Source organism: Erythrobacter sp. Dej080120_24, assembly GCF_036322605.1.
Taxonomy (GTDB): domain Bacteria; phylum Pseudomonadota; class Alphaproteobacteria; order Sphingomonadales; family Sphingomonadaceae; genus Erythrobacter; species Erythrobacter aurantius.
Genome location: NZ_AP027262.1, coordinates 1,878,560 through 1,897,676, shown reverse-complemented (window position 1 = coordinate 1,897,676; position 19,117 = coordinate 1,878,560). Strand labels below are relative to the sequence as shown.

The following is a 19,117-nucleotide window of genomic DNA, read 5'->3' as shown; positions in this document are numbered from 1 at the left end:
CCATCCCCCTTGCATAATGGCTGGCCCCATCCGGTCAACGTCTACGCTGCACCGCAACAAGGAATTCGACAGCCTATTCGATCCGATACCGCACAGTGATGGTGAAGTTCCCACCCCCGGCAAAGGCGCCGCCGGGTCTGACGCGAAAATCGGTAACTGCGGTGTCACACCCTTCTGCGTCAGCGCTCGGCGTGTAAGCGAAGCTCACTCCGTTATCGTTGGAGAATTCCAGATCGTCGATTGCGGACGCAAGGCTCGCGAAACTGTAGGTCAGATTGGAATTGGAGCCGGGATCGGCGAAAATCACCGGCCCTCCGGCGCGCGTAATCAGACACAGTTTGGCATCCGCCGGACCATCATCCCACACAACCACGCTGTCCGCGTCTGCAGGCTCGCTGCCGGTATTGCTGACTGTGATCAGATATTCGACCGTGGCACCGGGAATAGCCTTGGGGTTGGTGGCGCCGTTGACCGGGTCGGAGATGATCGAGCTCACCTTGCTAACGGACAGGGTGGTAAAGGGATCGCAAACGGTGATGTCGTGCACGCCGATGCCTTGCTGGCCCGGATCAGCCGGTGCGTTCGTGTGGTTGCCATATCGAATGACAACTGTGTCGACCGACTGAGTGAACGTGACCACGACGTTGCCCAGCGCCTGATTGTTGGCTGACGCGCCATCACCGATTGCCACATTGCCCGAGACGGTATTCACGTTGCCGTTGGTGAGCGTCGGTAGAACGGTAGCACCACCGTTTCTGCCGATAACTTCAACCCTGTCAGTGAACTGGTTGGCTGCAAAATCGACATCGAAGATCGTGAATTGCAGGCCAGTGAAACCGCGCGGCAAAGTTATAGTGATCTCTACGTCGCCGGCTTGGTTGGGCTGGTTCGAGAGGATCGTCAGGCTGTCTTCTGCGGGGACAAGGCCGCCGGTGAACGCATCGAAGACTGTTGGCGTCTGCCCGCCGAAGGTTGCGTTGTTCAGATATGCGCCGTCGTTGGTGAGTTGGAACCGAACATTGCCAAAGCTCGCAAATGCATAAGCGTTGTCGATCGAGCCATTTGCCCAACCCGGGATCGCATCCCAGTCGAACACCGAAAAGCCGGCCGGACAGGAAAGGATTGGGGGAACTCCGGGAGCACGGCCGCTTTGTACGACAAAGCTGGCACTCGCGTAGTCATCTTCACTGGTGACACCGTTGTTCACCGTTGAATCGATATCAGGCACGCTAGATGCAGTGATTTGTGCGGTATTTGTGATCGTGGCACCGGCAGCACTGGAAATGGTGCCGACCAGAGTCAGGCTTTTTGTCTCACCCGGCGCGAGCGAACCCACACTCCAATCGCGGGTCGTGGAATTGAAACTTCCATCACCGCTGGACGAACTGAAGCTGAAGCCGCCGGGAAAGGTGTCGCGCACGACAACATTGTTTGCCGTGCTCGGCGAAGTTGCTTCGTTGGCTACCGTCAGTCGCCAGGTTGCGGTGCCGCCCTGAACCGGCGGAGAACCAACCAGAACCTTCGTCAGCGAAAGGTCGGCATAATTGCTGGGAGCGGATGTCAGATAAAGGTCGGCACGACGAAAGCTGCCATTGTCCGCCGAAGGGAACAGGTCGCAGATTTCGAGCCGCCATGTGCCGGCGGAGTTTTCGCCATTGAAGGCCGACAGCAGGTTCCGCGGCCGGAAGGTGTTTTGATACGGCGGCGCGCTAGTCGAGTGATTGCCGGTGGGGCTATCGGTGTTCACGAGCTGCGCGGCGGAATCGTCGAGCAAGACGTTGAAATTGTCTCCACTCGTGTTCTGCGTGTCGCCATTGGTCAATTGGACCCGCGTACCACTGGGCGATTGCAGCGTGAACTGAAGATCCCCGCGCCATGTGTGCGTGGTCAGAATGCCGATATTGACATCGGCAATCGAGAAATTGCTGCCCACGCTGAAATTGCGCACCAGAGGGGCCGCGCAGGTGTTTGTGCCGTTCACTGTACCAGTGGTTGTGTTCGAAAACGTGCTGGTCGATTGAGCCATCACAGGCTGTGCGAACGCGAGGCACAGCATCCCTGCAAGCAGCATTGCCGCCATGAACAGGAAACGCTCGACCGAGACATGCAGCATGCGCGAGGACATGATCTGCCGATAGCGCGGCATGGTAAACAGCGCGTTTACCTCGTTGGAAATGGGCGACAAAATCGACATCATCGGCGCCCCAATCCGAGGAAATCGAAGGTATTGGTGTCGAACTTGAAGCGGACCGCAGCGAACACACCCTTGTCGGTGTTGCGCGCAGCGGAAAAATCGCCGTCGCGGAACCCTTCGACGTTGTATCCCACCGTCAGCAGCATCCCCTCGACCGGCACGAAACCGACCGTAGGCCCATAGGAGAAGCTGGTGACATTATCTTCGAGATTGGCGCGCACAGTGCCGCTCGCCCCGATTTCGAACCGCTTGCCGATACCAATCCGCGCGTCGGCGCCAGCCAGAACAGTTGTGCCGGAGAACTCGGTGCCTTCGAATTCATCGAAGTTGTATCGCGCGCCGACAAACAGCGTGTACTCGTCACGGCGGTTCTGATGCTCGATACCGAACTCGTCAGCATCCCATCCGCGCGGGCTCCAATTGGTCGAGAGGCTGCCCACAAGGCGCCGCGACACGGCATCACCATCGACGATCAATGCCGTCCGCCCAGCACCGCCTGAGACGCCCGCCGCCTGGCCAGCGACCGCGCCGGTGATATCATCGCTGCGGAATTCGATCTTGCCGAGCATGGCGATTTCCGAATCGTCAGGGCGATGCGCAAAAGCGATGCTGGCATCGAAGATTTCGGCCGTCGCACCGTTGCGGTCTTCGGCATGGGTCCAGGTGACGCCCGACCCGACAATGCTGCCCTCACCCAGCTGGCGGATCGCGCCGAAGGTCACGCCCTTGCGGTCAGCCTGCTCGCCGTCACGATATTCGCCGCGAGCCGTAACGCTCCAGCGATCCTTGCGCCATGCGCCACCGAAGGTAACCGCTGTGAAGTCCTCGAACTGGAAGTCACCGACAATCTGCCCGCCGCTCGCAGCCGGTTGCTGCGGGTTGACGAGATCGGCTGCGGCGGGAGCACCGTTGAGGCTGCGGTTGCCGTCGATCGTCGCATCAAGAGTGAATTCGGGCGTAACCTGAAGCGTTTGCGCGAGTCCGAAGGCAGCGAAAGTGCGATTGCCGAATTCGCCGATCGATTCCTGACCAACGGTGGTTATCAACTGGCCGCCTTGCCACGGGGTCGCTTCGATTCCTCCACGAAGCTGGCGGGCATCCACGTTTTCGCCGTCAGCGATTTCATAGGTGCCGACAAGACGGACGTTGCGCGTCAACGCATAGCGAGCGCCGATCCGGTGGCGCGCCGGCAGATCGACGCTCTCCGCGTCGTCCAGCGCGATTGCGCTCGCCACAGACAGTTCCAGCGAATTGTCGAGCAGGCGCTGAGTCACGCCAGCCTCAAGCACGGTGGAGGTGTTGTTTGAGCCATCGGCCAGCTGGTCGTCGAAATGCGAAAGGCCGAGGCGAAGATCGGTGTTACGGCGGGTCAGGTTCAATTGAGCCTGTGCCGCGCGACGCCGCGAGGTGTCCGTCAGGCTGTCGTCCTGCCAAACGCTACCGGTCAGGCTAAGCTGCTCTGCCAGGAACACGCGTCCATCAAGCCCGAACTTGCGGCGGCCAAGCTCCGCACCGTTCTGCTGGCCCACGCCGTAGTCGGCATCCAGCTGGCGGGCATAGGCAAGCAGATCGAGATCGCCAGTCTGGTGCTGCACTTCGGCAATCCAGCCAGTGGCACTCTCACCCTCGCTGCGGCTCATGGCGAATTCGCCGCGCACTTCAGTGCTGTTCCCAATGCGGGCACGCAGGTCCACCGCGCCGATATCCGTACGCGCGCCCTCGCCCTTGTCCGTGATGGCATTGGCCCCGATCCGCAGGTTGCCGTCGGCGCTGGTCCAGTCGGCGCGAACACCGGCGTTCAATTCGCCTTCACCGAAACCGTCGGTTTCATACTCGACCACGATGAATTGCGGATTGAGATTGTCGTCACGGCTGAGGATCGGGCGCGAAAAGGTGATAGTTCCCGACAGCAGATCGACCTCGTAGTCGATGAACCGCGTGAGCGTCTGGCTCGACACGATCAGCTCCGAACGGAAGCGATCCCGGACTTCGAGCGTCACTCTTTCGCTGTTTGCCAGAATCCGGCGGCTTCCCAGTTCATAAGGACCGCTGATGCCCTGCCCCTGGATCTCGTCGCGACGCAGACGGGAGGAGATCTCGGCCGCGAAGCCTGTGGCCTTGACCTGCCCCATCCGCGCTTCGCCGCGAACACCCGTGGCCGTGCGATTGTAGCGGGCAAGCCGGGTCTGATCGAAGGCCGTCTCGAAATCGCCATAGAGCGCATAGAATGTCGAAGTCTCGATGCGGACATAGAGCTTTTCGCGGCTAGCAGCATCGAACCGGCGCGACGAACCGTCCGCGAAAACGGTGTAATAGGCCTGCGGATCGATCGTGCCGAGCACCCGTTGATCTTCGCGCTGCTTGGCGCTGTCATAGGCGAGCGTCAGCAAGTAGCGCCCAAGCACGCGGCCCTTTGCATAGAGAGCCACCCGGGCATCATGGCCCAGATCGCTCTCGAAGCGCCCGTCGCGCTCCATGTTCTCTGCGACAGAGCGGGCACCGGCGGTTCCTTCTGCCAAACCGACTATCGTCCATTCGATATCGCCCGGCTCGATCCAGGTTTCCAGCTGCTGCTCGCGTAGAAGTTCGCCATCGTTGAAATCGAAATCGAGGCGCAGCGAACCGCTGACCATGGTCGGAGCCAGTTCAATTCGGGCAATGCCATCGGTGCCTTCTACGACCCAACGTGCAGATGTCGGCGCAAAGCCGGTAAGCTGGTTAAGCTGCTGGCGATCAATTGCCTCGGCGCTCTCATATGGCGCGTTGAGTTCGAAGTTGCCCGACACACCTGCGCGCAGCGGGCGATTGTTGCGATCAAGCACGCGAATGGCAACCACGGGACGAGTGCGACCATCGGCAATCAGGTTCGATTCTTCTGGGACGAGTTCGACACGCGCAGGGGTGGTCGTGAAGAACACTTCACGGGTCACAGTCTTGCTCACCATGCCAAAGCTGTTGACGATATCGGCTTCAAGCAGCGTGCGCTCGTTCTCGAGCAGGATGCCGCGCCAAGTGCTGACGGCGAACTGTCCCCGCTCCGGCGTAAGCGTCCCGTCAAAGCTGAGGTTGCTGACTTCCTTACCGTCAACCTTCAGGATGACCGTCTGTCCGCGCCGATGCCTGATGGCGACCCTGATTGATGGCGCGCGCGGGTTCGCTGCAAGACCCGGTGTCAGGAACCCGTCTTCACCGTCGCCGAGCGCAATCCAGTCAGTATTCGGGGCATAATCCATCACCGGAGCGCCATCGCCATGTGCATCGACATCCTTGGCGGCTTCGCGAGCAATCGCATCAACCGCCCGAGCGCCCTCGCCGTCGGGGCGGGTTTCAGCCAGATCAGCTGCCTGTGCGAGCGAACCCACCGGGACGATCGCATGGAAATCGGCAACCACGAGGCTGCCGCCTTGCCCGATCACGAAGCGCGAGCTTGCATTGCCCGCGCCCCGCGTATCGCCGTAGCAATCGACCAGTTCAGCACCTTCGGGCAATGTCATCCCGGATACCGCCACAACATGTGTGCCGGGGACGACGCCTTCAAAGTGGTAACGGCCATCGGCGTCCGTAATGGCATAGCTGCCGTCTTCCATGACGACGCGAACACCCGGGATGCCGGGGCGCGGATCATCAAGCGTGCACGGACCGGCCGTGATGCGACCAATAATCGTCATGCGATCCGCAATCGTTTCGCGCTCGACATCGACGGCGACATTTGCCCGCGCGATGCGACCGAGGCTGTCCGTCACGGCAGCATCGTTGAGCGCACGGCCCGGCGCGGCATCGGGACGAACGGACATTGCGTATGTCACACGGCGGGCAGCCCCGCCTGCAATATCGCCAAGGTTGATCGAAAGCGTCCGGCCATCAGCAGCAATCGTTACCGCTTCGGGAGCTTCTACCCCGTCCACCCGGATGGTGTCGGGACGCAGGCGCAACGCGCTCGAAGGCGTATCGACCAGCACAACGTTACGCTTGGGCCGCGAGGGATCCTGATTGCGCGCCGTGATGGAATAGAAAACGACATCGCCCGGCTGCACCCGCTCACGCGAGGCAGTCTTTACGAGGCCGAGATCAAGGCTTGGCCGATCAAGCGGAACATCAACCTGCACGGGGGTTGGATCGCTGAGAGTGAATGTCCCGCCGTACGAGGCGTCGAGGATAATGAATGAACGGCCATCAGGACGCGAAATCTGCGCAATGCTGGCGGGGCTTGCGACCGAAGGAGCCGAATAGGGTTCGGGCGGACTGATCTCGAGCCGATAGGTGCCGAGGAAAGTCAGTGGGAACCAGAATTCACCCGGCTCCATGTCGATGACATTGCCCGCGCCATCGGTGATGTCCTGACCGGAAATCACGCTCGACGGCCAAGCAGTCACGCCGTCTTCGGCGAATACCGTTGCGGGCTGACCTGTCACGGCATCAACCAGTGTGACCCTTGCACCGTCTACCGGCAGGCCCGTTTCACTGTCGAAGACAACGCCAAACGGATCGGCCAGCACGTCAACTTCGGTTTCGACAATCACAGTGTTGTCGTTGGGAAGCGATGCGGCAATGGAAATCCCTGCACCGTCCACTATGCTCAGTCGGCAATCGCCCTGGACAACAGGCGGAGGCATGCGAACAGTGCCGATCTGCCCGACGAAGACGCCGGTGTTCGGCCCGGTTTCAAAAATCGTCTCTGTCTCACGGTCACCAGTCGAAGTGGTGATGGTGATCGAGAGTTCGTCGACCTGAGAGGGATCGACATTTGCCGCAAGCGCGGTCACTTCGAACAGGATAGTCTGCCCGGCACGCACAGAGCTTGTCGGTTCGACTCTGCCTTGCATGGGATCAATCGAGATCTGCGAATTTGCGGTTCCGTTCCCACCGCTTTGCGCCGACTGTCCGGCTACGCTGCACAGCGGTGCCTGAAAGTTGAGTTCCAGCCCTCCCTGCAAGGTCGGGCGGAAAGCGCGGATTTGGGCAGGCGGGATCGTCACATCGAATGTGACGGTGTTGGAGGTGGCCTGCACCCGTCGGCCACCAAAATCCCAACTTGCTTCTGCGGTATTTGTAATCGTGCCGATTGTCTCGGCATTCCCGCTTTGAGCGCTCACCCCCTCTTCGAGCACGCCAAAAGGCAGCAGCACCAACGAGAGTGCTGCTGCCAGACGCCTCAAAGAGGGGGCCACACGCAAAGCCTAGTTCCGAATTTCGATCTTAGTTGATCGTTACGCGGAAATAGAGCGAGCGCGTCGTGCTCGCCGGAATGTCGCTGAGCGTGCCCGAGATCAGGTCGAGACCACCCGTTCCGCCCCCGGCGGTGTAGGTAGCGCTCGTGCCTTCGCCATCGCTGCCGTTGGAGCAGGTCGCGACACCCGCGTTGACCACGGCATCGCCATCGACCCAGATACCGAAATCGTTTTCGGTAAACGTGACGTCGGCAGGCAGATCGTCAGCCACGTTGACCGCAGTAGCCGTCGCTGCATCCGCTCCGTTCGAAACCGCGATACAGTATTCGATCACCGCACCCGGGATCGCCTTCGGATCGGTTGCCCCGTTCACCGGATCGCTGACAATGCGGCTCGACTTGACGACGGTGATCAAAGCACCTGCCACTTCGAACTGACCTTCGTCAGAGAAGTCGCCTTCATTGTCGTTGTCTTCGCCGGTACCGCCATTGCCGTCGGCAAGGACCGTATCGACGCCAGCAGTGTTGGCGCCCGCAGTTGCGGTGATTTCCGCACCCAACACCCCATTGCCGCCCGCTTCATGGGCATCAGCCACCAGCGCGATGTCGAAGATGTCGTCGTTGATTGCATCAGTAGTGATGTCAGCGACGACGAGAACAGAAATGGTCTGCGTCCCGTTGCCATCATCGGCAGCCACTTCATCAAGGAAGGTGATCGGACCGGCGTCGATTTCCGCCTGGTCCAGCACACCGTCGCCATCCAGATCCTGATAGATCGTGATGTTTTCGATGTTGGCGTTGTTGCCAGCCGTCAGCACGGTCGACAGGTCAAGATCGATCGCCGCGTTCGACAGGTTGGTCACATCAAACGAAAGCACGGCCTGGTTCTGGCCGGGTGATACCGACACCGGGGTCGCGCCGGTGAAGTTGACGTTCACGTCGATCCGACGGTCAACCGTGAAGGTATCGCTGTCGGTGACTTCGTTTTGAAGTTCGCCACCGACCTCGAAGGTAACGGTGACGTTGTTGGTAATGTCCGTGCCGGCGGTCGTTCCGACCGCCAACGCAGGACTGCTGGACATCGCGACCAGCGCAAATGCGCTGACCGCACCCAGCAACTGGGTGGTACGTGTCATTGTTGTGGTCCTCTGCGTGTGCCCCGCGTCAAGAAATCCGCCCGCAGGACTTGGCGGTTACCAACCGTCTTTCGACGGAAGATCTCAGGTGCGGCGATCAGCGTATGATCGCCGGATATTCGAGCCGTCCGCTTTCGCCCGGCGCGATCACCGGCAGCGTCCAACGCACATGCGTCACATCGGCATGGCTGGCGGCACGGGTGGAGCCGTCCTCACCGGCGACCGTCAGCGAGGCGAGCACACCCCAGCTTTTCCCGGCATCCACCGACACGACCAGCTGCGGATCGGCATCGGACGCAAGGCGCACAGCCGCGGGCAGCGGGTTGGTCACAACAAAGTTTTCAACCGGTTCCGCGCCGTTGTTGGCGTAATCCGTGCCGAATACGAGGCGATCTCCAGGTACGATGACATCGGGATCGACGAGCTTGGTCACCTCGTTCCCGGCATCGTCAACCGTGGTTTCGACCGCTTTCACATCGCCCGAAAGCGAAACCGGGCTTTGTGCGAATGCAGCGACAGGGGCAGCAGTGCTTGAGAGGACAAGCAGAGCTGCGACCATTTTCTTGAACGTATTCATGGCTCTTGTTTCCTCAGTTCAGATTTCAGTCGATCGTGACGTCAAAGGTGATTTCGTGGACGCTTCCCGCCGCGACAGTGCCAAGGTCGACGCTGATCCCGTCAGCATCGGAAGCTTCACCCGCGTCGTCGCCGCTGGCATCGGTCAGGCCTGCGCCATCCAGTGCGAGAGTGCCGGCCGCGTAGGTCGTGCCTGCGGGGATGGCGTCGGTAACGACGAAGTTGTCGACCGAGCCGCTGCCCGAAACGGTGGCGGTAATGGTGAAGGTGGCGACCGTTCCCGGGACGGCTCCCGTACCGCCGAACGGATCAAGCAGGCTGACGCTCTTGTCGAGATCGACCGTGGCAATGCCGACGATCATCGAACCGCTTGCGCTGGCAGACGCTCCGGTGGAACCGACGATCGCATCTCCGCCATCGACACCCTGACCGGCAAAAGTGGTCCCAGGGGCGCCGGTGCCGGTGACGGCTTCGGCGAGCAATTCGACTTCGCTGGCTTGCCCGTCGATCACACCGTCGGGGACAGTGGCGATAACGAAAACAGTGATTGCCTCCTCAGCCGCGAGTTCAGGCGTAATGAGTGGGGCGGTCAGGATTTCGTCGACACCCGGATCGTAGGTGCCGTTACCATTGGTATCGATTGCGACCGCCACAATGGCTGTGTCGAAGTCATTGCCGGCAACCGTCGGGTTGGCTGTGAGCAGATAGGCTTCGGGCCCGTTGCCCTTGTTGGTGATCTCATAGGTCAACACCACTTCACCGGGCTGCGCACCAATCGGGCCGCTGTCGAGCGACGTGGTGGTTACGTCGAGCAATTCGTCGACGCGAACGGTTACGGTATTGGAATCGACCGTGCGGGTCGTGTCCCCATCGTCATAGGTTGCCGAAGCCGTGTTCTCGATCAGCGTTCCCGCGCTGACACCGTCCGCCAAGGCAGGCGTGGAAATGGTGAACACCGCCACAACGGATGTGACGAAAAGCGATTTAGTGAGAGTCTGCGTATCCATACTTAGGGGCGGATACTGAGTAATGGTTAGCAAGCGGTTAGCGAACGCCGGAAAACCTCTGAAAATCAGCGGTTTTCATACTCTAAGCAATGGTTAACAGGATCGCTCAATCTCGCGAAGATCTTGCCGAGTTTCTGGAACAGTCCCTAGATCCAAAGCTGAAATTCTACCGTTCGGTCAGCAGCTTATTGTCAGACCCTAAGGCCTGATCGGGGAACAATTACGCACGCATTTCCGCCGTTTCAGGGCCGAGATTGCAGCGCCAGAAGGGCGAAACTTGCCAACCAATGTTCGCCCATATAGTCGCCCGCGACATGGGACATAGCGGCGCTGAAGTGGGTCTGAGCGCGTTCAAGCACGAGATTTTCGAGCTCTGGCCGCCCCCGGCAACTGGCTGACAATTCCCACAGGCACCAGGCCCGACTGAGGTTGAGGCCATCAAGGTGCGCGATCTTGCCGTCGCTGCGATCGGACACGCTGACGGGATGGCACTCACGTTCCAGCCAGCCATTTTCGACCACCAGACCTTCGAACCACGGCAGGAATTCGTCAGCAGGGGTCGCAGACTGCACCAGCAGCGCCGCTGTCAGCACCGGCGAGAGGAATTCATCGCCCCCCGGCTCCCACCCGCGATAATCCGACTTGCCGCCAAATTGCCGGGCGGCCCATTCCGAAATCTCGCCTCGCAGCGCCGGATCGAAGGCATCGGCCCATTTCCCGGCAAGCCACAAGGCGAATGCGGTGTTGAAGTGCGTTCCCACGGTGATCGGGTAGGTCAGCAGCGCGAGGTATGCACGCAATCGTTGCGCGATTTCCCGCGCCAGCGGTTCAAGCTGCGCTCCCCATGGTTTGTCACCATGCCTGCTCGCCTCCAGATGAAGGTATAGCAACCAACCCCAACCGTAGGGTCTTTCGAAACCTCGCGCCTCAGGCCTTTGAAAATAGGCGAGTTCTGTCTCCAGATTTTCAACGGTAAAGGTCGCGTCCGCCAGCGCTTCGATCTCCCGCGCTTCGGGCAGAGTGGCAAACCCGCCGCGCACGGAGAGCAACAGCCACCAGCTGTGCACGCAGGAATGCCAGTCAAAGCTGCCGAAAAACGCCGGGTGCAGTTCGCGCGGGGTCCGCGCATCGGCATCGCAGCCCAGCACATGACCGGGCGAATTGGGATATTCGCGGCCGACATGGCCCAACGCGATGCGGGCGAATTTCGCGGCGGTTTCGGCATTCAGTTCCACAGCAGGAACGCCCCCACATAGATGATCACCACATTGCACACCCACAGCGGAACGGCCGTGCCGACCTGCTGGCGGATGACGGCATTCTGGTCCTTCAGCTCCAGCAATGCCGCCGGGACGATGTTGAAGTTGGCCGCCATGGGCGTGAGCAATGTTCCGCAGAAACCGGCCAGCATACCCACAGCACCGATCACCGCCGGATTGCCGCCATAGGTTTCCACCAGCAGCGGAATGCCGATTGCAGCTGCCACCACCGGGAAGGCCGCAAAGGCATTTCCCATGATCATCGTGAACAGCGCCATACCCAGCGCGAATACCACCACGGTGAGCAAGACGCTGCCTTCAGGGATAGCGCTTCCGGCAAGGCCGCCGATGATGTCACCCACCCCGGCCAGCGCAAACACCGCACCCAGCGCCGCCAGCATTTGCGGCAGGATCGCCGCCCAACCGATGGAGTCGATCAGTCTGCGGCCTTCCTCAGCAGGAGCAAGTGCCGGAGGCTTCAACCACACCATTGCCGCAACCAAAGCGATAACGACGCCGATGCCGAACAGTATCAAGGTTTCGCGCCGCGCTTCGAACAGGCCAGTTTCCGACAAGGGGGTATAATTGTAGAGCAGTGTCCCTGCGACGGCCGTGATGGGAACGATTAAAGCAGGAAAAAACAATTTATTGCCCAGCTTTCCTGACAACGATTCTCGTTCTACAAGGGTCGTCGTTTCCGGATCACTGCGGTTCAATCCACCCAGTCCCGCAATACCCACGAGCGCCAGAACGAGGATCCCGTTGGCGAGATCTGACAGGTGCGAGCCAAGGAAGAAACTACCCGACAGTATTCCCCAAAATGCAGCATTCCCAAACCGCTGATCGCGCAAGCTTAGGATCGCCCAGACCGCGAAAAAGGCCCCGGCAAGCCAATAAAGCCATTCATAGGTGATCATGGGCGAACCCTCCCCAGCCGACGGTCCAGCGCCCTGATGCGCCATGAATGGATGAAGAAAGCACAGATCGCGGTCGGGATCGCCCAGACCGAAAGCTCAAGCGGCGTAAGCGGGTATCCCGAACTTTCAAAAACACCTTGGATCAACAGGATAGAAGCGATAGCGAAGAAAATGTCTTCGCCAAAAAACAGCCCGACATTGTCGGTCGCCGCAGACATGGCGAGGACTTTTTCGCGGTCGCCTTCGTCCAGCTTACCATGCGATTTCTCCGCCGCGGCCTCTGCCATCGGCGCCACCAGCGGACGCACCGCCTGCGGGTGGCCGCCAATATCCTTCATCCCCAATGCAGCCGTGATCTGGCGGAACAGAAGATAGATCGTCAGCAGCTTGCCCATGGTCGCCCCGCGCACGCTTTCGATCAGCGCCCTTGCCCGTTGCTGCAACCCGTGCCGTTCGAGCAGGCCGATCACCGGCAGGATGATCCACGTCACCGAAATATAGCGATTGTCGTTGAACGCCTTGCCCAGCGCCTCCACCACGGCGATGAAATCGAAGCCCGCCAGCAATCCGGTTGCCACCGCCGCCGTCACCACGACAAGCAGCGGGTTGAACCGCAAGGCAAAGCCGATCACGACAAGGGCAATGCCCAAGAGCGGCCAGTAATTCATACCCTCTCCTTCCCGAACCCGCCGCCCCCCGGCGTTAGAATGACGAATGTGTCGCCGGGCTGCATCTGGGCCGAGCCGGTCGCCCCCAATTCCTCTATCGACCCGTCGCCGCGCTCCACCCAGTTGCGACCCGATGCCGCATCGCCGCCGCCACAAATGCCGCTTGGCGGGATCGCCCTGCGATTGGCGAGCATGTTGGCGCGCATCGTTTCAAGGAAGGTCACGCGTCGTTCCACTCCGTCCCCGCCATGATGCAGCCCCGCCCCGCCCGAGCCGTGACGGATCGCGAACCGATCCAGCCGAACGGGCAGGCGCGTTTCGAGGATTTCCGGATCGGTCAGCCGCGAATTGGTCATATGGGTTTGCACCGCGCTGGTGCCGTCATGATCCGGCCCCGCCCCGGAACCTCCGCAGATCGTTTCGTAATATTGGTGCTGATCGTTGCCGAAGGTGAAATTGTTCATCGTGCCTTGCGACGGCGCGAGCCTGCCGGTCGCTGCGAACAGGGCATCGGTGACAACCTGGCTGGTTTCGACATTACCCGCCACCACCGCTGCGCCGGGGCGGGGATTCAGCATGGAGCCTTCGGGTACGATCAGTTCCACCGGCCTGAGGCAACCGTCGTTCATCGGGATCACATCGTCGATCAACGTGCGCAGGACATAGAGTGCAGCCGCCCGGGTGATCGAACGCGGGGCGTTGAAGTTGTCGGGCAGTTGATCGCTGGTGCCGGTAAAATCAAACACCGCCGAACGCGCCTGCCGATCGATGCGGATGGCGACCGCTACTTTCGCCCCGTTGTCCATCGCATAGGTGAATGCGCCGTCTTCCAGCCGATCGAGCAGGCGGCGCACGCTTTCTTCTGCATTGTCCAGGACGTGGCCCATATAGGCGCTAACCACTTTTGCGCCCTGATCGCGGGCGGCCGCAGCCAGCAATTCGGCGCCGCGTGTGCAAGCCGCAAGCTGCGCCCTGAGATCGGACAGGTTGCGATCGGGATTGCGCGCCGGATAGCGTGCATTGGCCAGCACCTTGCGCACGGCAGCTTCCTGAAACGCGCCTTCGTCCACCATCAGGAGGTTGTCGATCATCACACCCTCCTCCTCGATCGTGCGACTTTCGGGCGGCATTGATCCCGGCGCTATCCCGCCGATGTCGGCATGGTGGCCGCGCGCGGCGACAAAAGCGTCAGGCTGCGCGCTTTCGTCACTGTAGAACACAGGCACGATCACCGTGATATCGGGCAGGTGCGTGCCGCCGCGATAGGGATCGTTCAGGACATAGGCGTCGCCGCGGCGGAAGCCCCTGCCGTCTTTGGGCGTGCCGTGCTCTGCCCCGCGTGCCTCGATCACACGGGCGATGCTGTCGCCCATGCTGCCGAGATGCACAGGGATATGCGGCGCGTTGGCGATCAGCGCGCCTTCGCGGTCGAACAGCGCGCAGGAGAAATCGAGCCGTTCCTTGATATTGACCGAGGTCGCGGTGGATTGCAGCACCACGCCCATTTCCTCGGCAATCGCCATGAACAGGTTGTTGAATATCTCCAGCCGCACCGGATCGACCGCAGTGCCGGCGGCACGATCCCGCTGAATCACTTCGACCCGCGAAAGGACAAGGCTGCCTTCGTCCGCCAAGCGGGCTTCCCAGCCCGGCTCCACCACTGTGGTCGATCCCGGATCAATGACGAGCGCCGGACCGTCGATTGCGTCGCCCGACTGCATCCCGCTGCGTTCGATGGTGCGCCACGTGCCTGAAGCCTGATTTCCGGTAGGAACGGGTTTGACCGTTTGCCTGCCCAGACCTCCGGCATCTCCAATCGCCTCGACGCTCAAGGCTTCGACGATGATCCGGGCCTCGGCATCGGAATAGCCGAAGCGCTGGCGGTGCAGCTGGCGGAATTCTTCGGCCATGGCGGCGGCTTCACCACAAACGACGGGAAGGACGGAATCGCTCCCTTCGAACCGCAGCCTCGCATGGCTTTCGATACGGATCGCGCTGTCGGCAATCCCTTGGGAGGTCAGGTCACTGGTCGCTTCGCGTTTGAGCGTCTCCAACGCTGCGGCAAAGCTTTCCTCCAGCGGGCGGACCACGCTGGCTTCGCGCATGGATTTTACCGGGGCCAGGCCGATACCGAAGGCGGAAAGCAGGCTGGCGAGCGGGTGGACCAGCACCGTCTCCATCCCCAGCTCATCAGCCACCCGGCAAGCGTGCTGCCCCCCTGCGCCGCCGAAACATGCCAGCGCATAGGCGGTGACATCGTGCCCGCGCGCAACCGATATCTTGCGGATCGCATTGGCCATGTTGTCGACCGCAATGGCGAGGAAGCCCTCGGCGATCTCCTCCAGCGTTTTCGCTTCGGGCAATCGCGCCGCCACCGCTTCGAGCGCGGCGCGCGATGCGTCCGGGTCAAGCGGTTGGTCGGCATGGGGGCCGAAGACCGGGGGAAAGAACGCAGGGTCGATCCGGCCGAGGAAAAGGTTGCAATCGGTGACCGTCAGCGGCCCGCCCTTGCGATAACAGGCTGGGCCGGGATCGGCGCCCGCGCTTTCGGGGCCGACGCGAAAGCGTGATCCGTCAAAGCTGCAGATCGACCCGCCCCCTGCGGCAACGGTGTGGATCTGCATCATCGGCGCGGCCACCCGCACCCCTGCCACAACGCTGTCACCGGTGAGCTCGTAACGCCCGGCATAATGCGCGACATCGGTGCTCGTGCCGCCCATGTCGAAGCCGATCAGCCGATCATGCCCCAAAGGCGCGCAGGCAGCCACCATCCCCACCACGCCGCCTGCGGGGCCAGAAAGGATCGCATCCTTCCCGCGAAACGCGCCGACCTCGGCAAGTCCCCCGTTGGACTGCATGAACCGCAACCGCCCGGCCTCGGGCAATTCGGCGCGCAGCGTGTCGGTGTAGCGGCGCAGAACTGGGGACAGATAAGCGTCCACGACCGTCGTATCGCCGCGCGGGATCAGCTTGATCAGCGGGGCGACTTCGTGACTGACGCTGACTTGCGCAAATCCTGCTTCGCCAGCGATCCGGGCCAGGCGTGCCTCGTGGTCACGGTACTTCCAGCCGTGGAGCAATATGATCGCAATCGCATCATACCCGTCAGCGCGAAGCTGCCGGAACTTGTCATGCGCGGCGACCTCATCCAGCGGAACCAGAACATTGCCGTGGACATCGACCCTCTCGTCAATCTCAACCACCGCGCTCGGCAATTGTTCGGGCAGCACGATGTGCCGCGCGAATATCTCGGGCCGGGCCTGCGTCCCGATCCTCAGCGCATCGGCAAACCCGCGAGTGATCGCCAGCGCGACGCGTTCACCTTTGCGCTCCAGCAAGGCATTGGTCGCAACCGTTGTCCCAATGCGCAATTCCTCGACAGGCCCGGTCCCGTGGCGCACCATCAATCGGCGAACGGCCTCGCTCGCGGCATCAGCATAGTGTTCCGGATTTTCGGACAGCAGCTTGTCGGTGACCAGTTCGCCATCGGGCGTAATCGCCACGACATCGGTAAAGGTTCCGCCCCGGTCGATTGCAAAACGCCAGCCGCTCATGCATCAAGGTGCCATCGATTATGCATGCTGCGGATCATCGTCCAAGCTCATCGCAACCGTATCGCCCCGCGTCAATTGCACTCGGGAGTTCGGCCACACCTGCAAATTGAGAGGTTGCTTTCGCCCGCGCTTTTGGCTGTGTGCATGCGCAAGAGTTACCGAGAACTGGAGAGAGACACATGGCGCAATACGAAACGATCAAGCTGGAACGCGAAGGCGATGTCGCGATCCTCACCCTTAACCGCCCGGAGCGCCTGAATGCCTGCCCTCCGGCCATGGCAGACGAGATTTTCGCCGCCATTCGAGATCTTGGCGATGCCCGCGCACTGCTGATCAGGGGTGAAGGCCGCGCTTTCTGCTCCGGCGCCGATCTGGCAGGCGGACGCGGCGAGGATTCCGCCACTTCAGGCGGTGATCGCTCGTACACCGTGCTTCAGCAGAGCTACAACCCGATGATGGCTGCGCTCTGGAACCTGCCGATCCCAGTGGTCACCGCCGTAAATGGCCCGGCTGCGGGTATCGGCTGCTCGATCGCGCTGGCAGGCGACTTCGTCCTCGCTGGCAAGAGCGGCTATTTCCTTCAGGCCTTCGTCAATATTGGGCTGGTTCCCGACGGCGGATCAAGCTGGATCCTCCCCCGCCTCGCCGGGCTGGCACAGGCGACCCGCATGATGATGCTGGGCGAACGCATCCACGGGGAAGAAGCCGAACGGATCGGCCTGATCTACAAATGCGTGGAAGATGACGCGCTGGCCGCCGAAGCCCGCGCGCTGGCTGAGAGGCTCGCCGCCGGCCCGACCGTCGCCCTTGCGCGGATGAAGGCTAATGTCCGGAACGGATTGCAGAGTGATCTCAACACAGCGCTGATGCTGGAAGCTGATGGCCAACGCATTGCAGGTTCGACGCAGGATGCCCGCGAGGGTGGCCTGTCGTTCCTCGAAAAGCGCAAGCCTGTCTTCAAGGGCTGCTAATTCGAATTCGCGCGCGCGGCCTGTTCTTCCAGCAGCAGGCCGCGCCCGATCACTTGCGCCTGAATCTCGCCCGCACCTTCGAAGATGTTGAGAATGCGGGCATCGCACAGCACCCTGCTGATTTCATACTCCAGCGCATAACCATTGCCGCCATGGATTTGTAGCGCATTGTCCGCATTGCTCCATGCGACCCGCGCGGCCAGCAGCTTTGCCATTCCTGCTTCGATATCGCACCGTTCGCCGCGATCCTTGTCCCGCGCGGCTGAATAGGTCAGCTCGCGCGCGAGTACGGTTTCGGTCACCATCATCGCCAGCTTGTCTGCGACACGCGGAAAGGCGATCAGGTTCTTGCCAAACTGTTTGCGATCGAGCGCGTATTTCAGGGCGAGATCAAAACCGTTCCAAGCGACACCGATAGCCCGCGCGGCTGTCTGGATGCGTGCGCCCTCGAAAGTGCGCATCAACTGCTTGAAGCCCTGCCCCTCCCTCGCCCCGAGCAAGCCATCAGCATCGACTGCGAACCCGTCAAATGCGAGCGCATATTCCTTCATCCCGCGATAGCCGAGCACTTCGATCTCGCTGCCGTTGATCCCATTGTCAGGAAAGGGATCGGCATCGCTGCCGCGTGTCTTTTCAGCCAGCAACATCGACAGCCCGCCATATCCCGGAACATCGGGATCGGTGCGGCAAAGCACCGTCATCAGATCGGCGCGGGCCGCATGGGTGATCCAGGTCTTTGCGCCGTTTATGCGCCAGCTGCCATCATCCTGCATGACGGCTCTGGTGCTGACAGAGGCGAGATCGGAGCCGGTGTCGGGCTCGGTAAAGACCGCGGTGGGCAGGATCGAACCGTCGGCAATGCGCGGAAGATAGCGCGCCTTTTGCTCTTGGGTCCCGTTTTCGCCGATCAGTTCGCCCGCGATTTCCGAGCGCGTGCCGAGCGACCCTGCGCAAATCCACCCGCGTGAAAGCTCTTCCGAAACAAGGCACATGGCGGTCTTGCCAAGGCCAAGGCCGCCATATTCCTCCGCGATACAAACGCCGAACACGCCGAGTTCAGCCATTTCCTCGACAGTCTCGATCGGGATGAGCGCATCGGCAAGGTGCCATTGATGCGCGTGGGGCGCGATGCGATCTTTGGTAAAGGCGCGAAACTGTTCGCGGATCAGATCGAGCGTTTCGTCGTCGAAACTTTCATCGGGTCGCGCTCCATCCGCTACCAGTGCAGCCAGAGCCGCGCGATTGCCGACAGTGTTGCCCTCTCCCAGAAAACGCGACACGGCGCCATCTTGCAGGAAATCGCGCGCCGCTTCCTCAATTCCGAGGTCATTAGGCCGGACAAACTCGCTCTGGCTCATCGGCAATCCGTGGCCCAGCTGGTGACAGTATTCACCAAAGCCGATGCGGAGAACCAGCTCCTCCGTTTCGCCAAAGCGTCCACCTTTGGCTGCCCTTGCTGCCCAATCAGCCAGTGACTCAAGCGCGGCAATGCTTGTCTCGATCCAGGCAAGGCCGTGCACCATTCTCTGGTGCTGCTCCATCAACTGCGCCGATGGTTTGCCTTCTGGTGCAACCACGCGTGCGGTTGCGATGCGGGCGGCGCTGCAATAGGTCTGAGCGGCGCTGCAGGCCTCTCGTCCAAGGATGATCCACTCGTTCATGGCCAAT

The 19,117-nt window shown here is 61.2% G+C and carries 11 protein-coding genes; 1 reads left to right on the top strand and 10 read right to left on the bottom strand.

Translation table 11 applies throughout. The features are described 5' to 3' along the window. Positions 1-73: 73 nt before the first annotated feature. From AABA34_RS09050 to AABA34_RS09010, 9 genes are all read right to left on the bottom strand, one after another. On the bottom strand, positions 74-2,197 hold the full coding sequence (locus AABA34_RS09050) for a proprotein convertase P-domain-containing protein (RefSeq protein ID WP_084155632.1): 2,124 nt from the start codon (positions 2,195-2,197) through the stop codon (positions 74-76). Continuing rightward, the gene (locus tag AABA34_RS09045; protein ID WP_338302352.1) at positions 2,194-7,320 is read right to left on the bottom strand and encodes a hypothetical protein; all 5,127 of its coding nucleotides are present in this window, start codon (positions 7,318-7,320) and stop codon (positions 2,194-2,196) included. Before AABA34_RS09045 ends, AABA34_RS09050 begins: the two co-directional genes overlap by 4 nt. A gap of 70 nt (positions 7,321-7,390) precedes the next feature. After that, positions 7,391-8,497 carry a hypothetical protein gene (locus tag AABA34_RS09040; RefSeq protein ID WP_338302351.1) on the bottom strand — a complete coding sequence of 369 codons (1,107 nt, stop codon included), beginning with the start codon at positions 8,495-8,497 and terminating at the stop codon, positions 7,391-7,393. Between the two features lie 97 nt (positions 8,498-8,594). After that, positions 8,595-9,074, bottom strand: coding sequence for a DUF11 domain-containing protein (locus AABA34_RS09035; protein ID WP_034953669.1), 480 nt, complete (start codon positions 9,072-9,074; stop codon positions 8,595-8,597). A gap of 25 nt (positions 9,075-9,099) precedes the next feature. Beyond that, positions 9,100-10,080, bottom strand: a complete 981-nt coding sequence (locus AABA34_RS09030) for a hypothetical protein (RefSeq protein ID WP_338302349.1) — start codon at positions 10,078-10,080, stop codon at positions 9,100-9,102. 242 nt (positions 10,081-10,322) lie between these two features. Next, complete coding sequence (locus AABA34_RS09025) at positions 10,323-11,315, bottom strand: DUF2891 domain-containing protein (protein WP_338302348.1); 993 nt, start codon at positions 11,313-11,315, stop codon at positions 10,323-10,325. Then, the gene (locus AABA34_RS09020) at positions 11,306-12,256 is read right to left on the bottom strand and encodes a DUF979 domain-containing protein (protein WP_338302347.1); all 951 of its coding nucleotides are present in this window, start codon (positions 12,254-12,256) and stop codon (positions 11,306-11,308) included. Before AABA34_RS09020 ends, AABA34_RS09025 begins: the two co-directional genes overlap by 10 nt. Then, positions 12,253-12,924: a DUF969 domain-containing protein gene (locus tag AABA34_RS09015; RefSeq protein ID WP_034953665.1), complete on the bottom strand. Its 672-nt coding sequence runs from the start codon at positions 12,922-12,924 to the stop codon at positions 12,253-12,255. The genes AABA34_RS09020 and AABA34_RS09015 overlap by 4 nt, the downstream gene beginning before the upstream one ends. Then, positions 12,921-16,478, bottom strand: a complete 3,558-nt coding sequence (locus AABA34_RS09010; protein ID WP_338302346.1) for a hydantoinase B/oxoprolinase family protein — start codon at positions 16,476-16,478, stop codon at positions 12,921-12,923. The genes AABA34_RS09015 and AABA34_RS09010 overlap by 4 nt, the downstream gene beginning before the upstream one ends. A 179-nt stretch (positions 16,479-16,657) precedes the next feature. Here AABA34_RS09010 and AABA34_RS09005 point away from each other — a divergent pair, with 179 nt between their 5' ends. Further along, entirely contained in the window at positions 16,658-17,449 is a 792-nt protein-coding gene (locus AABA34_RS09005) for an enoyl-CoA hydratase-related protein (protein ID WP_034953659.1), read from the top strand. On the opposite strand, the gene AABA34_RS09000 is transcribed toward AABA34_RS09005, so the two are convergent. Beyond that, positions 17,446-19,110, bottom strand: a complete 1,665-nt coding sequence (locus AABA34_RS09000) for an acyl-CoA dehydrogenase family protein (RefSeq protein WP_338302345.1) — start codon at positions 19,108-19,110, stop codon at positions 17,446-17,448. The genes AABA34_RS09005 and AABA34_RS09000 overlap by 4 nt on opposite strands. Between the last annotated feature and the right edge of the window lie 7 nt (positions 19,111-19,117).